Raw genomic sequence first — 14,175 nt, 5'->3', positions numbered from 1 at the left:
GATTAGGCTAAGGGCACGAATAGCCTGTTGAAACCGCTTGCAATGGCTACAGTCTCTTTTACCATTAGGCATTATCAAAGCGTTAAGCAATTCAGGACATCAATATGGCATTTACACCCTTTTCTCCGCGCCAGCCTGTCGCCTCTGCGCGTCTGCCGCTGACGCTTATGACCCTTGATGACTGGGCGCTGGCAACCCTCGTCGGCGTGGACAGCGAAAAGTACCTGCAGGGCCAGGTGACCGCGGATGTCAGTCAGCTGACCGAACACCAGCATCTGCTGGCCGCGCACTGCGATCCGAAAGGCAAGATGTGGAGCAACCTGCGCCTCTTCCGTCGTCAGGATGGTTTTGCCCTGATCGAACGTCGTAGCCTGCGCGACGCCCAGCTCACCGAGCTGAAAAAGTATGCAGTATTCTCGAAAGTGACCATCGCGGCCGATGACGAGCAGGTGCTGCTGGGTGTGGCGGGCTTCCAGGCGCGCGCCGCGCTGAAAAACCTGTTCAGTGAACTGCCTGATGCAGAAAAACAGGTCACTAACGACGAGGCTACTTCGCTGCTGTGGTTTGAACATCCGGCAGAGCGTTTCTTACTGGTAACCGATGTCGCTACCGCCGAGCGCGTGACCCAGGCCCTGCGTGGCGAAGCGCAGTTAAATAACAGCCAGCAGTGGCTGTCGCTGGACATTGAAGCGGGCATCCCGGTTATCGAGGCGGCCAACAGCGGGCAGTTTATTCCGCAGGCGACCAACCTGCAGGCGCTGGGTGGTATAAGCTTTAAAAAAGGCTGCTATACCGGTCAGGAGATGGTGGCACGTGCGAAGTTCCGCGGCGCCAACAAACGCGCGCTGTGGTATCTGGCGGGTAAAGCCAGCCGCGTACCTGAAGCTGGTGAAGATCTGGAGCTAAAAATGGGTGACAACTGGCGTCGTACCGGCACCGTGTTGGCTGCCGTTCAGCTTGACGATGGCCGCCTGCTGGTTCAGGCCGTGATGAATAATGATATGGAGCCAGACAGCGTGTTCCGTGTGCGTGAGGATGTGAATACGTTAAGCATCGAGCCGCTGCCGTATTCGCTGGAAGAGTAATAGCTGTTGCCCGGTGGCGCTGCGCTTACCGGGCCTACAAAACCCGTAGGCCGGGTAAGGCGAAGCCGCCACCCGGCAATTTTTATTAGACCTGCCCGACGTACAGATAAATCGCCAGGAAATGGCACACGCTGCCGCCCAGTACAAACCCGTGCCAGATAGCGTGGTTATAGGGGATGCGCTTGCAGACGTAAAAAATGACCCCCAGCGAATAGACAATTCCGCCCACCGCCAGCAATGTCACGCCGCCCGCCGCCAGTTTTACCGCCAGCTGATAGATCACAATCAGCGACAGCCAGCCCATGGTCAGATAGGTCACCAGTGACAGCACCTTAAAGCGGTGCGCGATGGTCAGCTTAAACAGGATCCCCAGCAGCGCCAGGCTCCAGATAACAATCATCAACCCGCGCGCCAGGGGTGAATCCAGCCCCACCAGCAAAAACGGCGTATAGGTTCCGGCAATCAGCAGATAGATGGCGCAGTGGTCAAATTTCTTCAGCCAGATCTTGGCCCGCTGATGGGGAATGGCGTGGTACAAGGTGGAGGCCAAAAACAGCAGGATCATACTCCCGCCGTAGAGGCTGTAACTGGTGATCGCCAGCGTGCTGGCGTTAGTGTCGATGGCCTGCACCAGCAGCAACACCAGCCCAACGATGCCAAACACCAGGCCAATACCGTGGCTAATGCTGTTGGCTATCTCCTCAGCCAGCGAATATCCCTGTGTGGTTAATGGTTTGCTAACCATAGATAACTCCGGGAAAACAAAAGTGAATAATGTCTCGCTGTCTATGCTAACTGAGAATGATTCCAGTGAACACCTGTTCGCTAAAATAAATATCAGTTTAAAATTTATTTATTACAATCATAAGGTTGAGAAGTTATTTCGGCTAACGACCGTTCACACAAAAACTCAAAGGCATTTAAATTCAATGACATAAAACTGATGCTGGTCCGGGTAAATGTCTGTAATTACCCGCTTCAGTTCGTCCAGGGACATGTTCTCCTGTTGAGCATGTTTTTCACTCAGCGTATCGAGCGTGACCGTCGACGTGCCTGTAACCTCAATGGTGCAGAAGTAGCCGTCATCTTCATAACGCCCCACCCGCAGCACATCGCCCGCTTTGAAATGTGATTCGCTTTCATCGCGGAGAGTAATGGTCTTACGTCCGGCCAGAATGTCATCCTGAAAGCGCTGAAAAAAAGTAATGTCGTTTGGCTGCATGTTATTATTCCCTGAAGATGAAGTCTGATGAGTGAGTTTAGCCCCAGTGAGCATGTTCTCCCATTCCGCCATTGCCAGCCTCAACAACCTGGAGATGATGGTCTACAACACCGTCATTAAAAACCGCGATCGGGTAATGTACATGACCATTCGCGAACTGGCGGATGCGGCGGGGGTCTCCACCACCACCGTGCTGCGCTTTTGCCGCAAGTTAAACTGCGATGGCTATTCGGAGTTCCGCGTGCGGTTTAAATTATATCTTGAGCAAAACGAACCGCAGCAGGCTAATTTTGGTGCCAGTGAGATTATCAGTTTTTTCAAAAGCGTAAACAACGACGAATTTGACGCGCTATTAAATAACGCCGTGGATATTATATTATCCTCGGAACGTATTATATTTGTCGGCGCTGGCACCTCAGGTTCGCTGGCAAAATATGGCGCACGGTTCTTTTCCAATATTGGAAAATTCAGCAACCATATCGACGACCCTTATTTCCCGGTCACCAACGATATGGCGAAAAACGCGCTGGCGATTGTGCTCTCAGTCTCGGGCGAAACCGAAGAGATCCTGCGCTTCGCCAGCCAGTTCAGCCTGCATCACTGCAAGGTACTCTCCATTACCAGCCACGAACATTCGCGACTGGCGAAGCTGGCGGACTTCAATCTCTCCTGGCACGTGCCGCAAACCCGCATTGGTGGCGTCTACGATATTACCACGCAGATTCCGGTGATTTATATTCTTGAATCGCTGGGGCGCAAACTGGCGAATAAATTAACGGAATAAAACACCCTGTTTTTTCGGTGTGACATATTACAACTCTCACGAATTGTTATATCGTGACATTTTATTCCCCTTTGTTAGACTCAAAAACAATAGCAATAAATGAGATTAGCAAAGATGAAAAAACTCACCTTACCAAAAGACTTTTTATGGGGCGGCGCGGTTGCGGCGCATCAGGTTGAAGGCGGCTGGAACAAAGGCGGCAAAGGCCCGAGTATTTGTGACGTGCTGACCGGCGGCGCGCACGGCGTACCGCGTGAAATCACCCAGGAGGTGGTTGAGGGCAAATACTACCCTAACCACGAGGCCATCGACTTCCACGGCCACTATAAAGAAGACATCAAGCTGTTTGCCGAGATGGGCTTCAAATGCTTCCGCACCTCCATCGCCTGGACCCGTATCTTTCCGAAAGGTGACGAAACCCAGCCCAACGAAGAGGGGCTGAAGTTCTACGATGATATGTTCGATGAGCTGCTGAAATACAACATCGAGCCGGTCATCACCCTCTCCCACTTCGAAATGCCGCTGCACCTGGTGCAGGAGTACGGCGGCTGGACCAACCGTAAGGTGGTCGATTTCTTCGTCAACTTCGCTGAAGTGGTCTTTGAGCGCTACAAGAGCAAGGTCAAATACTGGATGACCTTCAACGAAATCAACAACCAGCGTAACTGGCGCGCGCCGCTGTTCGGCTACTGCTGCTCCGGCGTGGTCTATACCGATCATCAAAACCCGGAAGAGACCATGTACCAGGTGCTGCATCACCAGTTCGTGGCCAGCGCCCTGGCGGTGAAAGCTGCCCGACGCATCAACCCGGAGATGAAAGTCGGCTGTATGCTGGCGATGGTGGCGCTCTATCCGTTCTCCTGCAAACCAGAAGATGTGATGTTTGCCCAGGAATCGATGCGTGAACGCTATGTCTTTACCGACGTGCAGCTGCGGGGTTACTACCCGTCCTACGTGCTGAATGAGTGGGAGCGCCGTGGTTTCACCATCAATATGGAAGCGGGCGACGAGCAGATCCTGCGCGAAGGCACCTGTGATTATCTGGGCTTCAGCTACTACATGACCAACGCGGTGAAAGCGGAAGGCGGCACCGGCGATGCGATCTCCGGCTTTGAAGGCAGCGTGCCGAACCCGCACGTGAAAGCGTCCGACTGGGGCTGGCAGATTGACCCGGTGGGCCTGCGTTACTCCCTGTGCGAACTCTATGAGCGCTATCAGAAACCGCTGTTTATCGTGGAAAACGGCTTTGGCGCGTACGACAAAGTGGAAGAGGACGGCAGCATCAATGATGACTACCGCATCGACTACCTGCGCGCGCACGTGGAAGAGATGATGAAAGCGGTCACTTACGATGGTGTGGATCTGATGGGCTACACCCCGTGGGGCTGCATCGACTGCGTGTCGTTCACCACCGGTCAGTACAGCAAACGTTACGGCTTTATCTATGTGAACAAGCACGACGACGGCACCGGCGACATGTCCCGGTCACGCAAGAAGAGCTTTGAGTGGTACAAAAAAGTGATCGCCAGCAACGGCGAGACGCTTTAATCCGGCATTGCCGGGCGGCGCTGCGCTTGCACCGGCCTACAGCGATCGTAGGCCCGGTAAGCGTAGCGCCACCGGGCGTTACCTCCCGCCCGCTAACTCAATAAAACTGCCCGTCACGTACGAGGCTTTCTCGCTCAGCAGCCAGACAATCGCCTGCGCCACCTCTTCCGGCTGGCCGCCGCGCTGCATCGGCAGCATCGACTTCACCCGATCCACCCGCCCCGGTTCACCGCCGGAGGCATGAATGTCGGTGTAAATCAGCCCCGGACGCACGCAGTTCACCCGGATGCCCTGGGCCGCCACTTCCAGCGACAGCCCGGTCGTCAGGGAGTCCACCGCCCCTTTCGATGCCGCGTAATCCACATACTCCCCTGGTGCGCCGAGTCGTGAGGCTGCTGAAGAGACATTCACGATCGCTCCGCCTTTACCGCCATGTTTCAGCGACATGCGTTTCACCGCTTCGCGGCAGCAGAGGAAATACCCGGTCACGTTGGTGGCCAGCACGCGGTTAATCCGCTCGGCGGAGAGGTTCTCAATGGTGCTCTGCTCGAAGAGAATCCCGGCGTTGTTGACCAGCGCGGCGAGGGGCTCCCCTTCGCGATCGAGGCTGTCAAACATCGCCATGACCTGCGCTTCGTCGCTGATATCCGCGCGCAGGGCAAAGGCTCTGCCGCCCTCTTCTATAATCTGATTGATCACGTCGGTGGCGGCGCTGATGTTGTGGTGATAATTCACCGCCACGTTATAACCCACACGCGCCAGTTCAAGCGCCGTCGCTTTGCCAATCCCACGGCTGGCGCCGGTGACTAATGCGATTGCCATCTACAACCTCCGGATAAAAAAAAGCCGGGTGGCGCTGACGCTTACCCGGCCTACAGTATGACAGAAAGATTACTGGTATTCGCTCATCGGCACACAGGAGCAGAACAGGTTACGGTCGCCGTAAACGTCATCAAGACGCTTCACGGTCGGCCAGTACTTGTTGGCTACGCCTGCCGGGAAGACCGCCAGTTCGCGGGTGTAACAGTGGTTCCACTCCGCCACCAGCTCGTTCTGGGTGTGTGGCGCGTTAACCAGCGGGTTATCTTCCAGGGTCCACTCACCGGCCTTCACGCGGTCGATTTCACTGCGGATCGCCAGCATCGCATCGATAAAGCGGTCCAGCTCAACTTTGCTTTCGGACTCAGTTGGTTCAACCATCAGCGTACCCGCAACCGGGAACGACATGGTCGGGGCGTGGAAGCCGTAGTCGATCAGACGCTTGGCGATATCCAGCTCGCTGATACCGGTCTCTTCTTTCAGAGGACGAATATCGAGGATGCACTCGTGCGCCACGCGGCCATCACGACCGGTGTAGAGCACCGGATAGGCATCTTTCAGACGCGTCGCGATGTAGTTGGCATTCAGGATCGCCACCTGGCTGGCCTGCTTCAGCCCTTCCGCGCCCATCATGCGGATATACATCCAGCTGATTGGCAGAATAGAGGCGCTGCCGAACGGTGCCGCAGAGACCGCGCCCTGACGGGTCAGCATACCTTCGATCTGCACCACGCTGTGGCCCGGAACGAACGGCGCCAGGTGCGCTTTCACACCGATTGGGCCCATACCCGGGCCGCCACCGCCGTGCGGAATGCAGAAGGTTTTGTGCAGGTTCAGGTGCGACACCTCCGCGCCGATAAAGCCTGGCGTGGTGATGCCTACCTGGGCGTTCATGTTGGCGCCATCGAGGTAAACCTGGCCGCCATACTGGTGCACAATTTCGCACACTTCGCGGATGGTCTCTTCATACACGCCGTGAGTGGACGGATAGGTGACCATGATGCAGGAGAGCTTATCGCCGGTCTGTTCCGCTTTCGCACGCAGGTCAGCCAGGTCGATGTTGCCGTTTTTATCGCAGGCCACCACCACCACTTCCATCCCTGCCATCTGGGCGGAGGCCGGGTTGGTGCCGTGGGCGGAGCTTGGGATCAGGCAGATATCACGATGCCCTTCGTTACGGCTCTCGTGGTAATGGCGAATCGCCAGCAGGCCCGCGTATTCACCCTGTGCGCCGGAGTTTGGCTGCATGCAGAGGGCGTCGTAGCCGGTCAGTTTCACCAGCCAGTCGGAGAGCTGATTGATCATCTGATGATACCCTTCCGCCTGATCGGCCGGGCAGAATGGGTGCAGTTCAGCGAATTCCGGCCAGGTGATTGGGATCATCTCGGCGGCGGCGTTCAGCTTCATGGTGCAGGAGCCCAGCGGGATCATCGCCTGATTCAGGGCCAGATCTTTGCGCTCCAGAGAGTGCATATAGCGCATCATCTCGGTTTCGCTGTGATAGCGGTTAAAGACCGGATGCGTCAGGATCGCGTCATCGCGCAGCATGCTCGCCTGAATGGAGCGGCTGTCGTGCGCCACCTCTTTATCGAGCGTGTCCACATCCAGACCGTGGTCTTCACCCAGCAGGACGTTAAACAGCACCTGCAGATCGTCACGGGTGGTGGTCTCATCCAGGGTGATGCTGACCGCATTCAGGATATCGCTGCGCAGGTTAATCTCTGCTGCCTCAGCGCGTGCCAGCACGGCAGCTTTGTCAGCCACTTCAACACACAGGGTGTCGAAGAAGTGAGCGTGGCGCAGTTTTTGACCTTTCTGCTGCAGGCCGCAGGCCAGGATATCGGCCAGGCGATGAATGCGGCTGGCGATACGCTTCAGGCCAACCGGGCCGTGGAAGACCGCATACAGGCTGGCGATGTTGGCCAGCAGTACCTGAGAGGTACAGATGTTGGAGTTCGCTTTCTCACGGCGGATGTGCTGCTCGCGAGTCTGCATCGCCATGCGCAGGGCGGTGTTACCGGCGGCATCTTTCGATACGCCAATAATGCGGCCTGGCATGGAGCGTTTGAATTCATCTTTGGCGGCGAAGAAGGCCGCGTGCGGGCCGCCGTAGCCCATCGGTACGCCGAAGCGCTGCGCAGAGCCGAAGACGATGTCTGCGCCCTGTTTGCCCGGGGCGGTTAATAGCACCAGCGCCATAAAATCGGCCGCCACGCTGACGACAATTTTGCGCCCTTTCAGCTCGGCAATCAGTTTGGCGTAATCGTGCACTTCACCGGTGGTGCCAACCTGCTGCAGCAGCACGCCGAACACATCCTGGTGATCCAGCACTTTCTCAGCATCGTCAACAATCACTTCAAAGCCAAAGGTCTCAGCACGGGTACGTACCACGTCGAGGGTTTGCGGGTGAACGTCGGCCGCAACGAAGAAACGGTTTGCGCCTTTCAGTTTGCTGACGCGTTTTGCCATCGCCATCGCTTCTGCGGCGGCAGTGGCTTCATCCAGCAGGGAAGCAGAGGCGATGTCCAGACCGGTCAGATCCAGCGTCACCTGCTGGAAGTTGAGCAGCGCTTCCAGACGTCCCTGAGAGACTTCCGGCTGATAAGGGGTGTAGGCGGTGTACCAACCCGGGTTTTCCAGCATGTTGCGCAGGATCACCGGCGGTAACTGCACGTTGGTGTAGCCCATGCCAATGTAAGACTTAAAGCGCTTGTTCAGGCTGGCAATGCCTTTCAGTTCCGCCAGGGCGGCATATTCAGTGGTCGATTCCCCCACCTGCGGCGGCGTGTCGAGCTGAATATCCTTTGGCACGATCTGGCCGATCAAGGCGTTGAGCGAATCCGCGCCAACCGTCTTCAGCATCTCCTGCTGTTGCTGAGCATCCGGCCCAATGTGACGTTCGATGAAGGCGCCACGGTTTTCAAGCTGGCTTAAAGTCTGTGTCATGAGCGATGGTTCCTGAAACGTGCAGTGAATCGTAGTTGTCTGTAACTCTGTTGCCCGGTGGCGCTAACGCTTACCGGGCCTACGTTGTTCTGGAGGCCGGATAAGCGCAGCGCCATCCGGCACAACATTATTCGTCTTCCAGTAAGGCTTCGTACGCGGTGGCATCCAGCAGGGCGGCAACTTCCGCTTCGTCGCTGGCTTTGATTTTAAAGATCCAGCCTTCGCCGTAAGGCTCGCTGTTGACCAGCTCCGGGGAGTCGCTCAGGGCGTCGTTAACCGCCACGATTTCACCGCCCACTGGCGCATAGATATCAGAAGCGGCTTTAACAGATTCCGCTACGGCACAGTCGTCGCCGGCGGTCACGGTCGCGCCCACTTCCGGCAGATCCACAAAGACCATGTCACCTAACAGCTCCTGAGCATGTTCGGTGATCCCAACGGTATAGGTGCCGTCGGCTTCTTTGCGCAGCCACTCGTGTTCTTTGCTGTATTTCAGTTCTGCTGGCACATTGCTCATTGAATTTCTCCTGATAAAAATAATTAGGCGACCGGTTTACCGGCGCGAACAAAAATCGGTTTGGTCACGCGGACCGGCATTTCGCGGTTGCGGATCTGCACCACGGCCGTCTCGCCAATGCCCGCCGGCACACGCGCCAACGCAATACTGTAACCCAGCGTCGGGGAGAAGGTGCCGCTGGTGATAATGCCTTCGCAGTGGTTGCCATTGGCATCGGTGAAACGTACCGGCAGCTCGCCGCGCAGCACGCCTTTCTCGGTCATTACCAGGCCAACCAGCTGTTCGGTGCCCTTCTCACGCTGCTGTTCCAGCACTTCACGACCGATAAAATCGCGATCGGCCGGTTCCCAGGCAATGGTCCAGCCCATGTTAGCCGCCAGCGGAGAGATCCCTTCGTCCATCTCCTGGCCATACAAATTCATGCCGGCTTCCAGACGCAGCGTATCGCGCGCGCCCAGACCTGCCGGCTTAACGCCCGCTTCCACCAGCGCACGCCAGAAGTCAGCCGCTTTTTCGTTCGGCATCGCAATTTCATAGCCCGCTTCACCGGTGTAGCCGGTGGTCGCCACAAAGAGATCGCCCACCTGCACGCCGAAGAACGGCTTCATGCCTTCGGTGGCTTTGCGCTGTTCGTCGTTAAACAGGGAGTCGGCTTTCGCCTGGGCATTTGGTCCCTGCACCGCGATCAGCGACAGGTCGTCACGCACGGTGATGTCGATGCCGTAAGGTTCAGCGTGTTGGGTGATCCAGGAGAGGTCTTTTTCGCGGGTGGCGGAGTTTACAACGAGGCGGAAGAAATCTTCAGAGAGGTAATAGACAATCAGGTCGTCAATGACGCCGCCGGAGGCATTCAGCATGCCGCTATAGAGCGCTTTACCCGGCGTCTTCAGTTTGGCGACGTCGTTTGCCAGCAGATAACGCAGAAACTCCCGGGTGCGGCTGCCGTGCAGATCGACAATGGTCATATGCGAGACGTCGAACATACCGGCATCGGTGCGCACCGCATGATGCTCATCAATCTGCGAACCATAATGCAGCGGCATCATCCAGCCATGGAAATCGACCATACGTGCACCGCATAAGGTGTGTTGTTCATACAAAGGCGTCTGTTGAGCCATCTTATCCTCGTTGAATGAGCTGGGCTGTCTTGCGTTTCATGGCGAAAAATTCACCACGAAACCCGGCATCGGCATCGCTCCCGGACACCGACGCAAACGTTCTCTTTTACCTGAACTTACCACCGAAAACGGTGGTTAACCATAAGGCAAAATGGGTCATCACATTAGCTTATGGTCAAAAAAGCCAGCAAAGCGTACAGAATTATTCACTGCAAAAATGCGAATCATTCCGCACAAACGCAAAGGCAATAAGAGAGGATTTAGCACGGAGTGATATTTACTGCGGAAAAATGCGCGAAATTTCCGTAACATAAAAATAGTCAGATTAGTTAATCTAATGCGAAAAAGGCGGTGAAATTAGATTATTTCAAACGAGGGAGATCCCCCGGCCTGCAGGCCGGGAGAATAAAGTGTGATGGAGTTCTAAATTAGCGTAGCCAGTCCGGCAGGTCGTTAAGACCCATCGCCTGACGCAGAAGTTGTGGTTTAACGCCCGGGAGGGTGTCAGCCAGTTTCAGGCCGAGATCGCGCAGCAGTTTTTTCGCCGGATTGGCACCAGCAAAGAGTTCGCGGAAGCCCTGCATCCCCGCCAGCATCATTGCCGCGCTGTGCTTACGGCTACGCTCGTACCGGCGCAGGTAAAGATGCTGACCGATATCTTTGCCTTCACGATGGAGGCGGCGCAGTTCATTCACCAGCTCGGCGGCATCCATAAAGCCCAGGTTTACCCCCTGCCCGGCCAGCGGATGAATGGTGTGCGCCGCGTCGCCCACCAGCGCCAGGCGATGCGCCGCGAACTGGCGCGCATAGCGGCCGGTTAACGGGAATACCTGACGCTCGCTTTCGACGGTGCAGAGCCCCAGCCGGTTATCAAAGGCCACGCACAGGGCCTGATTAAATTCTTCGGCTGATGCCTCCTGCATCTGCTGCGCCTTCTCAGGGGAAAGCGACCAGACGATGGAACAGAGATGCGGATCGCTGAGGGGCAGGAAGGCCAGAATGCCGTCGTTATGGAAGATCTGCCGGGCCACCGCCTGGTGCGGTTCCGCCGTCCTGATGGTGGCGACCAGGGCATGATGGCGGTAGTCCCAGTACGTCAGGGGTATGTCGGCTTTGTTGCGCAACCAGGAGTTGGCACCATCGGCCCCGACCACCAGACGCGCGGTCAGCATGTCGCCGCTTTGCAGGGTAATAAAGGCATCGTTTTCACCCCAGGCCACCTGCTGCAGCTGCGCGGGGGCGATCAGCGTAACGTCGCTGCACTGCTGCGCTTTCTGCCACAAGGCATGATGGATCACCGCGTTTTCGATGATATGGCCGAGATGGCTGTAGCCCATGCTCTCATCATCAAAGGCGATATGCCCGAAGCTGTCTTTATCCCACACTTCCATGCCATGATAGCAGCTGGCGCGCTGGGCGATAAACTCTGACCAGACGCCAACGCGGGTCAGCAGCTTTTCACTGGCGGCGTTGATCGCCGAAACGCGTAGCTCAGGCGGCGCATCGGGAGCGACAGGCTGCGGCTGTTTCTGTTCCAGCACCGCCACGCGCAGACCGCTCCCCTGCAGACCGCAGGCCAGCGCCAGTCCTACCATTCCGCCACCGACAATGGCGACATCAACATTCTGCACTTTGTTTACTCCTTAGCGAGCGACCCAACCAAGCGTCCTCTGTGCCAGCACATCACGTGCCGGAATAAATAGTTCCATCGCCATTAATCCGGCGTTACGTCCCGCTACCAGCGGCGCCCAGCGATTGGCAAACAGATGCACCAGCCCGTCGGTTACGCCGATCGTCGCCGCTTTATCTGCCTGGCGACGCTTCTGGTAGTGGCATAACACCGTATATGCCCCGCAATCCTGCTGTTGCGCAAATGCCTGGGCCAGGGTTTCGGCAAGGCTCATGACATCGCGCAGCCCGAGGTTAAAGCCCTGTCCGGCGATGGGGTGTAACGTCTGTGCCGCATTGCCCACCAGCGCGACGCGATGGGAGACAGACTGCGACGCCGTGGTTAAGGCCAGGGGATAGACCGAACGCTTGCCCGCATGGGTGATCCGCCCCAGCCGCCAGCCAAAGGCTTTTTGCAGTTCGGTGCAGAAGCGTTCATCAGACCAGCTCTGCACGTCGTCCGCACTCTCCAGCGAATGGCACCAGACCAGCGAGCTGCGCCCCTGCGACATCGGCAGCATGGCCAGCGGGCCATGTTGGGTAAAACGTTCAAAAGCGCGACCACGGTGCGGCTCGGCGGTGGCGACGTTGGCAATCACCGCCAGCTGATGATAGGGCTGCTGTTGCCACTGGATCCCACACTGCTGGCCGAGCGCCGAACGGGAGCCGTCGGCTGCCACCAGCAGTTGTCCGTCAAGGGTCGTGCCGTCATCCAGCGTGACGCTCACCGCCGCTTCGCTGCGGGTAAAATGCTCCACGCGCGCCGGGCAATGCAGCGTCACGCCTGGGGCATCCTTTAGCAGACGGAACAGGCGCAGGCCCACGTCGTGCAGTTCAACCACCTGCCCCAGCGCATCAATGCGGTAATCCTGCGCCTCAAGGGTGACAAACCCGGCATGACCCCGGTCGCTGACATGAACGGTTTCGATGGCCGTGGCGCAATCGGCAATCGCCTGCCAGATGCCGCTGCGCGCGAGCTGCTGGCAGGTGCCCTGCGCCAGGGCGATAGCGCGTCCGTCAAATCCCGGATGGCCCGTCGACTGCGGCGCAACCGCTTCGACCAGATGGATCGGCAGCTTACCCTGGGTCAGGGAAGAGAGGGTCAGCGCCAGCGTCGCTCCCGTCATGCCTCCGCCAACGATGATGATACTCATGCGCGCGCCGCCGCCATCAGCGCCTCGATCTCGTCGGCATTTTTCACCACCGATGCGGTGAGGTTTTCGTTGCCGGTTTCGGTGATAACGATGTCGTCTTCGATACGAATGCCGATACCGCGATACTCCACAGGCACATCGGCATCCGGTGCGATATAGAGTCCCGGCTCAACGGTCAGCACCATGCCAGGCTCCAGCACGCGCGAACGCTCCGGGCCATAGGCACCCACATCATGCACGTCCAGCCCCAGCCAGTGGCTCAGGCCATGCATAAAGAAGGGACGGTGCGCGTTCTCAGTGATCAGCTGGTCGACGTCGCCGTTAAGAATACCCAGCTCCACCAGTCCACTAATCATAATGCGCACCACTTCGCCGGTCACTTCCTGAATGGAGGTGCCGGGGCGGAACAGCATCAGCGCAGTGTCCAGCGAGTGCAGAACGATGTCGTAAATCGCGCGTTGGGCTGGGGTAAATTTACCGTTCACCGGGAAGGTGCGGGTGATATCCCCGGCATAGCCTTTAAATTCACATCCGGCATCAATCAGCACCAGATCGCCATCCCGCAGTTCGGACTCGTTTTCGGTGTAGTGAAGAATGCAGCCATTTTCACCACCGCCCACAATGGTGTTGTAGGCCGGATAGCGCGCGCCGTGGCGGGTAAACTCATGATGAATTTCCCCTTCGAGCTGATATTCGAACATCCCCGGACGGCACTTTTCCATCGCCCTTGTATGGGCCAGCGCGCTGATCTCACCCGCACGACGCATCACCTCCAGCTCTTCAGCCGATTTAAACAGGCGCAGTTCATGCACAACGGGACGCCAGTCGGTGATCGTTGCGGGCGCTTTCAGATTTTGCCGGGAGCCTTTACGCAGCTTATCCAGCGCGGCAAAGAGAATCTCGTCGGCATACGCATATTCGCCCTGGGCGTGGTAAACCACATCCAGGCCATTAAGCAGCTGGTAAAGCTGATCGTTGATTTCGCTGAACGCCAGGGCGCGATCCACGCCCAGCTTTTCCGGCGCGGCCTGCTGTCCCAGCCGACGGCCAAACCAGATCTCGGCGGTGAGATCCCGGACGCGGTTAAACAGCACGCTGTGGTTGTGGGTGTCATCACTTTTAATCAGCACCAGTACCGACTCCGGCTCGTTGAAGCCGGTGAAGTACCAGAAATCACTGCTCTGGCGATACGGATATTCGCTATCGTTACTGCGCGTGGCCTCCGGTGCGGCAAATATCAGCGCGGCGCTTCCCGGCTGCATCGTAGCCAGCAGCGCCTGACGGCGACGAAGGTACTCTTGCTGAGTCATGACA

12 protein-coding genes are annotated in these 14,175 nt (G+C 57.3%); 3 read left to right on the top strand and 9 right to left on the bottom strand.

The window, feature by feature from the left end; all coding sequences use genetic code 11:
- The first annotated feature begins 104 nt into the window (after nucleotides 1–104).
- Nucleotides 105–1,085, top strand: coding sequence for a tRNA-modifying protein YgfZ (gene ygfZ / locus DVA44_RS04225; RefSeq protein WP_114385804.1), 981 nt, complete (start codon nucleotides 105–107; stop codon nucleotides 1,083–1,085).
- An 85-nt stretch (nucleotides 1,086–1,170) separates the two neighbouring features.
- Here ygfZ and DVA44_RS04215 read toward each other — a convergent pair whose 3' ends face one another.
- Together DVA44_RS04215 and yqfB are read right to left on the bottom strand one after the other, a co-directional pair.
- Nucleotides 1,171–1,830 carry a hemolysin III family protein gene (locus DVA44_RS04215; RefSeq protein ID WP_114316857.1) on the bottom strand — a complete coding sequence of 220 codons (660 nt, stop codon included), beginning with the start codon at nucleotides 1,828–1,830 and terminating at the stop codon, nucleotides 1,171–1,173.
- A gap of 165 nt (nucleotides 1,831–1,995) precedes the next feature.
- Entirely contained in the window at nucleotides 1,996–2,307 is a 312-nt protein-coding gene (gene yqfB, locus DVA44_RS04210; RefSeq protein WP_114316856.1) for a N(4)-acetylcytidine aminohydrolase, read from the bottom strand.
- A 52-nt stretch (nucleotides 2,308–2,359) separates the two neighbouring features.
- Between yqfB and DVA44_RS04205 the strand changes: the two genes are divergently transcribed.
- Together DVA44_RS04205 and DVA44_RS04200 are read left to right on the top strand one after the other, a co-directional pair.
- The gene (locus tag DVA44_RS04205) at nucleotides 2,360–3,091 is read left to right on the top strand and encodes a MurR/RpiR family transcriptional regulator (RefSeq protein WP_114385803.1); all 732 of its coding nucleotides are present in this window, start codon (nucleotides 2,360–2,362) and stop codon (nucleotides 3,089–3,091) included.
- 114 nt (nucleotides 3,092–3,205) lie between these two features.
- A complete protein-coding gene (locus tag DVA44_RS04200; protein WP_114385802.1) occupies nucleotides 3,206–4,639 on the top strand; it encodes a 6-phospho-beta-glucosidase in 1,434 nt (477 codons plus the stop codon).
- Between the two features lie 78 nt (nucleotides 4,640–4,717).
- Here DVA44_RS04200 and DVA44_RS04195 read toward each other — a convergent pair whose 3' ends face one another.
- From DVA44_RS04195 to pepP, 7 genes are all read right to left on the bottom strand, one after another.
- On the bottom strand, nucleotides 4,718–5,461 hold the full coding sequence (locus tag DVA44_RS04195; RefSeq protein WP_114385801.1) for an SDR family oxidoreductase: 744 nt from the start codon (nucleotides 5,459–5,461) through the stop codon (nucleotides 4,718–4,720).
- 69 nt (nucleotides 5,462–5,530) lie between these two features.
- On the bottom strand, nucleotides 5,531–8,404 hold the full coding sequence (gcvP, locus tag DVA44_RS04190) for an aminomethyl-transferring glycine dehydrogenase (RefSeq protein WP_114385800.1): 2,874 nt from the start codon (nucleotides 8,402–8,404) through the stop codon (nucleotides 5,531–5,533).
- A 127-nt stretch (nucleotides 8,405–8,531) separates the two neighbouring features.
- Nucleotides 8,532–8,921 (bottom strand): glycine cleavage system protein GcvH, encoded by a 390-nt coding sequence (gene gcvH, locus DVA44_RS04185; RefSeq protein WP_039029826.1) that lies wholly within the window; start codon nucleotides 8,919–8,921, stop codon nucleotides 8,532–8,534.
- 23 nt (nucleotides 8,922–8,944) lie between these two features.
- Entirely contained in the window at nucleotides 8,945–10,039 is a 1,095-nt protein-coding gene (gene gcvT, locus DVA44_RS04180; RefSeq protein ID WP_114385799.1) for a glycine cleavage system aminomethyltransferase GcvT, read from the bottom strand.
- Between the two features lie 428 nt (nucleotides 10,040–10,467).
- A complete protein-coding gene (gene ubiI / locus DVA44_RS04170; protein ID WP_114385797.1) occupies nucleotides 10,468–11,670 on the bottom strand; it encodes an FAD-dependent 2-octaprenylphenol hydroxylase in 1,203 nt (400 codons plus the stop codon).
- A gap of 12 nt (nucleotides 11,671–11,682) precedes the next feature.
- Nucleotides 11,683–12,861, bottom strand: a complete 1,179-nt coding sequence (ubiH, locus tag DVA44_RS04165; RefSeq protein ID WP_114385796.1) for a 2-octaprenyl-6-methoxyphenyl hydroxylase — start codon at nucleotides 12,859–12,861, stop codon at nucleotides 11,683–11,685.
- Nucleotides 12,858–14,171, bottom strand: coding sequence for a Xaa-Pro aminopeptidase (gene pepP, locus DVA44_RS04160; protein ID WP_114385795.1), 1,314 nt, complete (start codon nucleotides 14,169–14,171; stop codon nucleotides 12,858–12,860). Before pepP ends, ubiH begins: the two co-directional genes overlap by 4 nt.
- Between the last annotated feature and the right edge of the window lie 4 nt (nucleotides 14,172–14,175).

It is taken from the genome of Leclercia sp. W17, assembly GCF_003336325.1.
In the GTDB taxonomy this organism is placed as follows: Bacteria; Pseudomonadota; Gammaproteobacteria; order Enterobacterales; family Enterobacteriaceae; genus Enterobacter.
The sequence above is the reverse complement of the archived record's forward strand: the minus strand, read 5'-3'. Positions and strand labels throughout refer to the sequence as shown.

Bases quoted from the DNA above. Each gene is read 5' to 3' on its own strand.
- DVA44_RS04215 (WP_114316857.1), bottom strand. From the start codon at position 1,830: ATGGTTAGCAAACCATTAACCACACAGGGATATTCGCTGGCTGAGGAG.
- gcvP (WP_114385800.1), bottom strand. From the start codon at position 8,404: ATGACACAGACTTTAAGCCAGCTTGAAAACCGTGGCGCCTTCATCGAA.
- gcvH (WP_039029826.1), bottom strand. From the start codon at position 8,921: ATGAGCAATGTGCCAGCAGAACTGAAATACAGCAAAGAACACGAGTGG.
- pepP (WP_114385795.1), bottom strand. From the start codon at position 14,171: ATGACTCAGCAAGAGTACCTTCGTCGCCGTCAGGCGCTGCTGGCTACG.
- yqfB (WP_114316856.1), bottom strand. From the start codon at position 2,307: ATGCAGCCAAACGACATTACTTTTTTTCAGCGCTTTCAGGATGACATT.
- ubiH (WP_114385796.1), bottom strand. From the start codon at position 12,861: ATGAGTATCATCATCGTTGGCGGAGGCATGACGGGAGCGACGCTGGCG.
- gcvT (WP_114385799.1), bottom strand. From the start codon at position 10,039: ATGGCTCAACAGACGCCTTTGTATGAACAACACACCTTATGCGGTGCA.
- DVA44_RS04200 (WP_114385802.1), top strand. From the start codon at position 3,206: ATGAAAAAACTCACCTTACCAAAAGACTTTTTATGGGGCGGCGCGGTT.
- DVA44_RS04195 (WP_114385801.1), bottom strand. From the start codon at position 5,461: ATGGCAATCGCATTAGTCACCGGCGCCAGCCGTGGGATTGGCAAAGCG.
- ygfZ (WP_114385804.1), top strand. From the start codon at position 105: ATGGCATTTACACCCTTTTCTCCGCGCCAGCCTGTCGCCTCTGCGCGT.
- DVA44_RS04205 (WP_114385803.1), top strand. From the start codon at position 2,360: ATGTTCTCCCATTCCGCCATTGCCAGCCTCAACAACCTGGAGATGATG.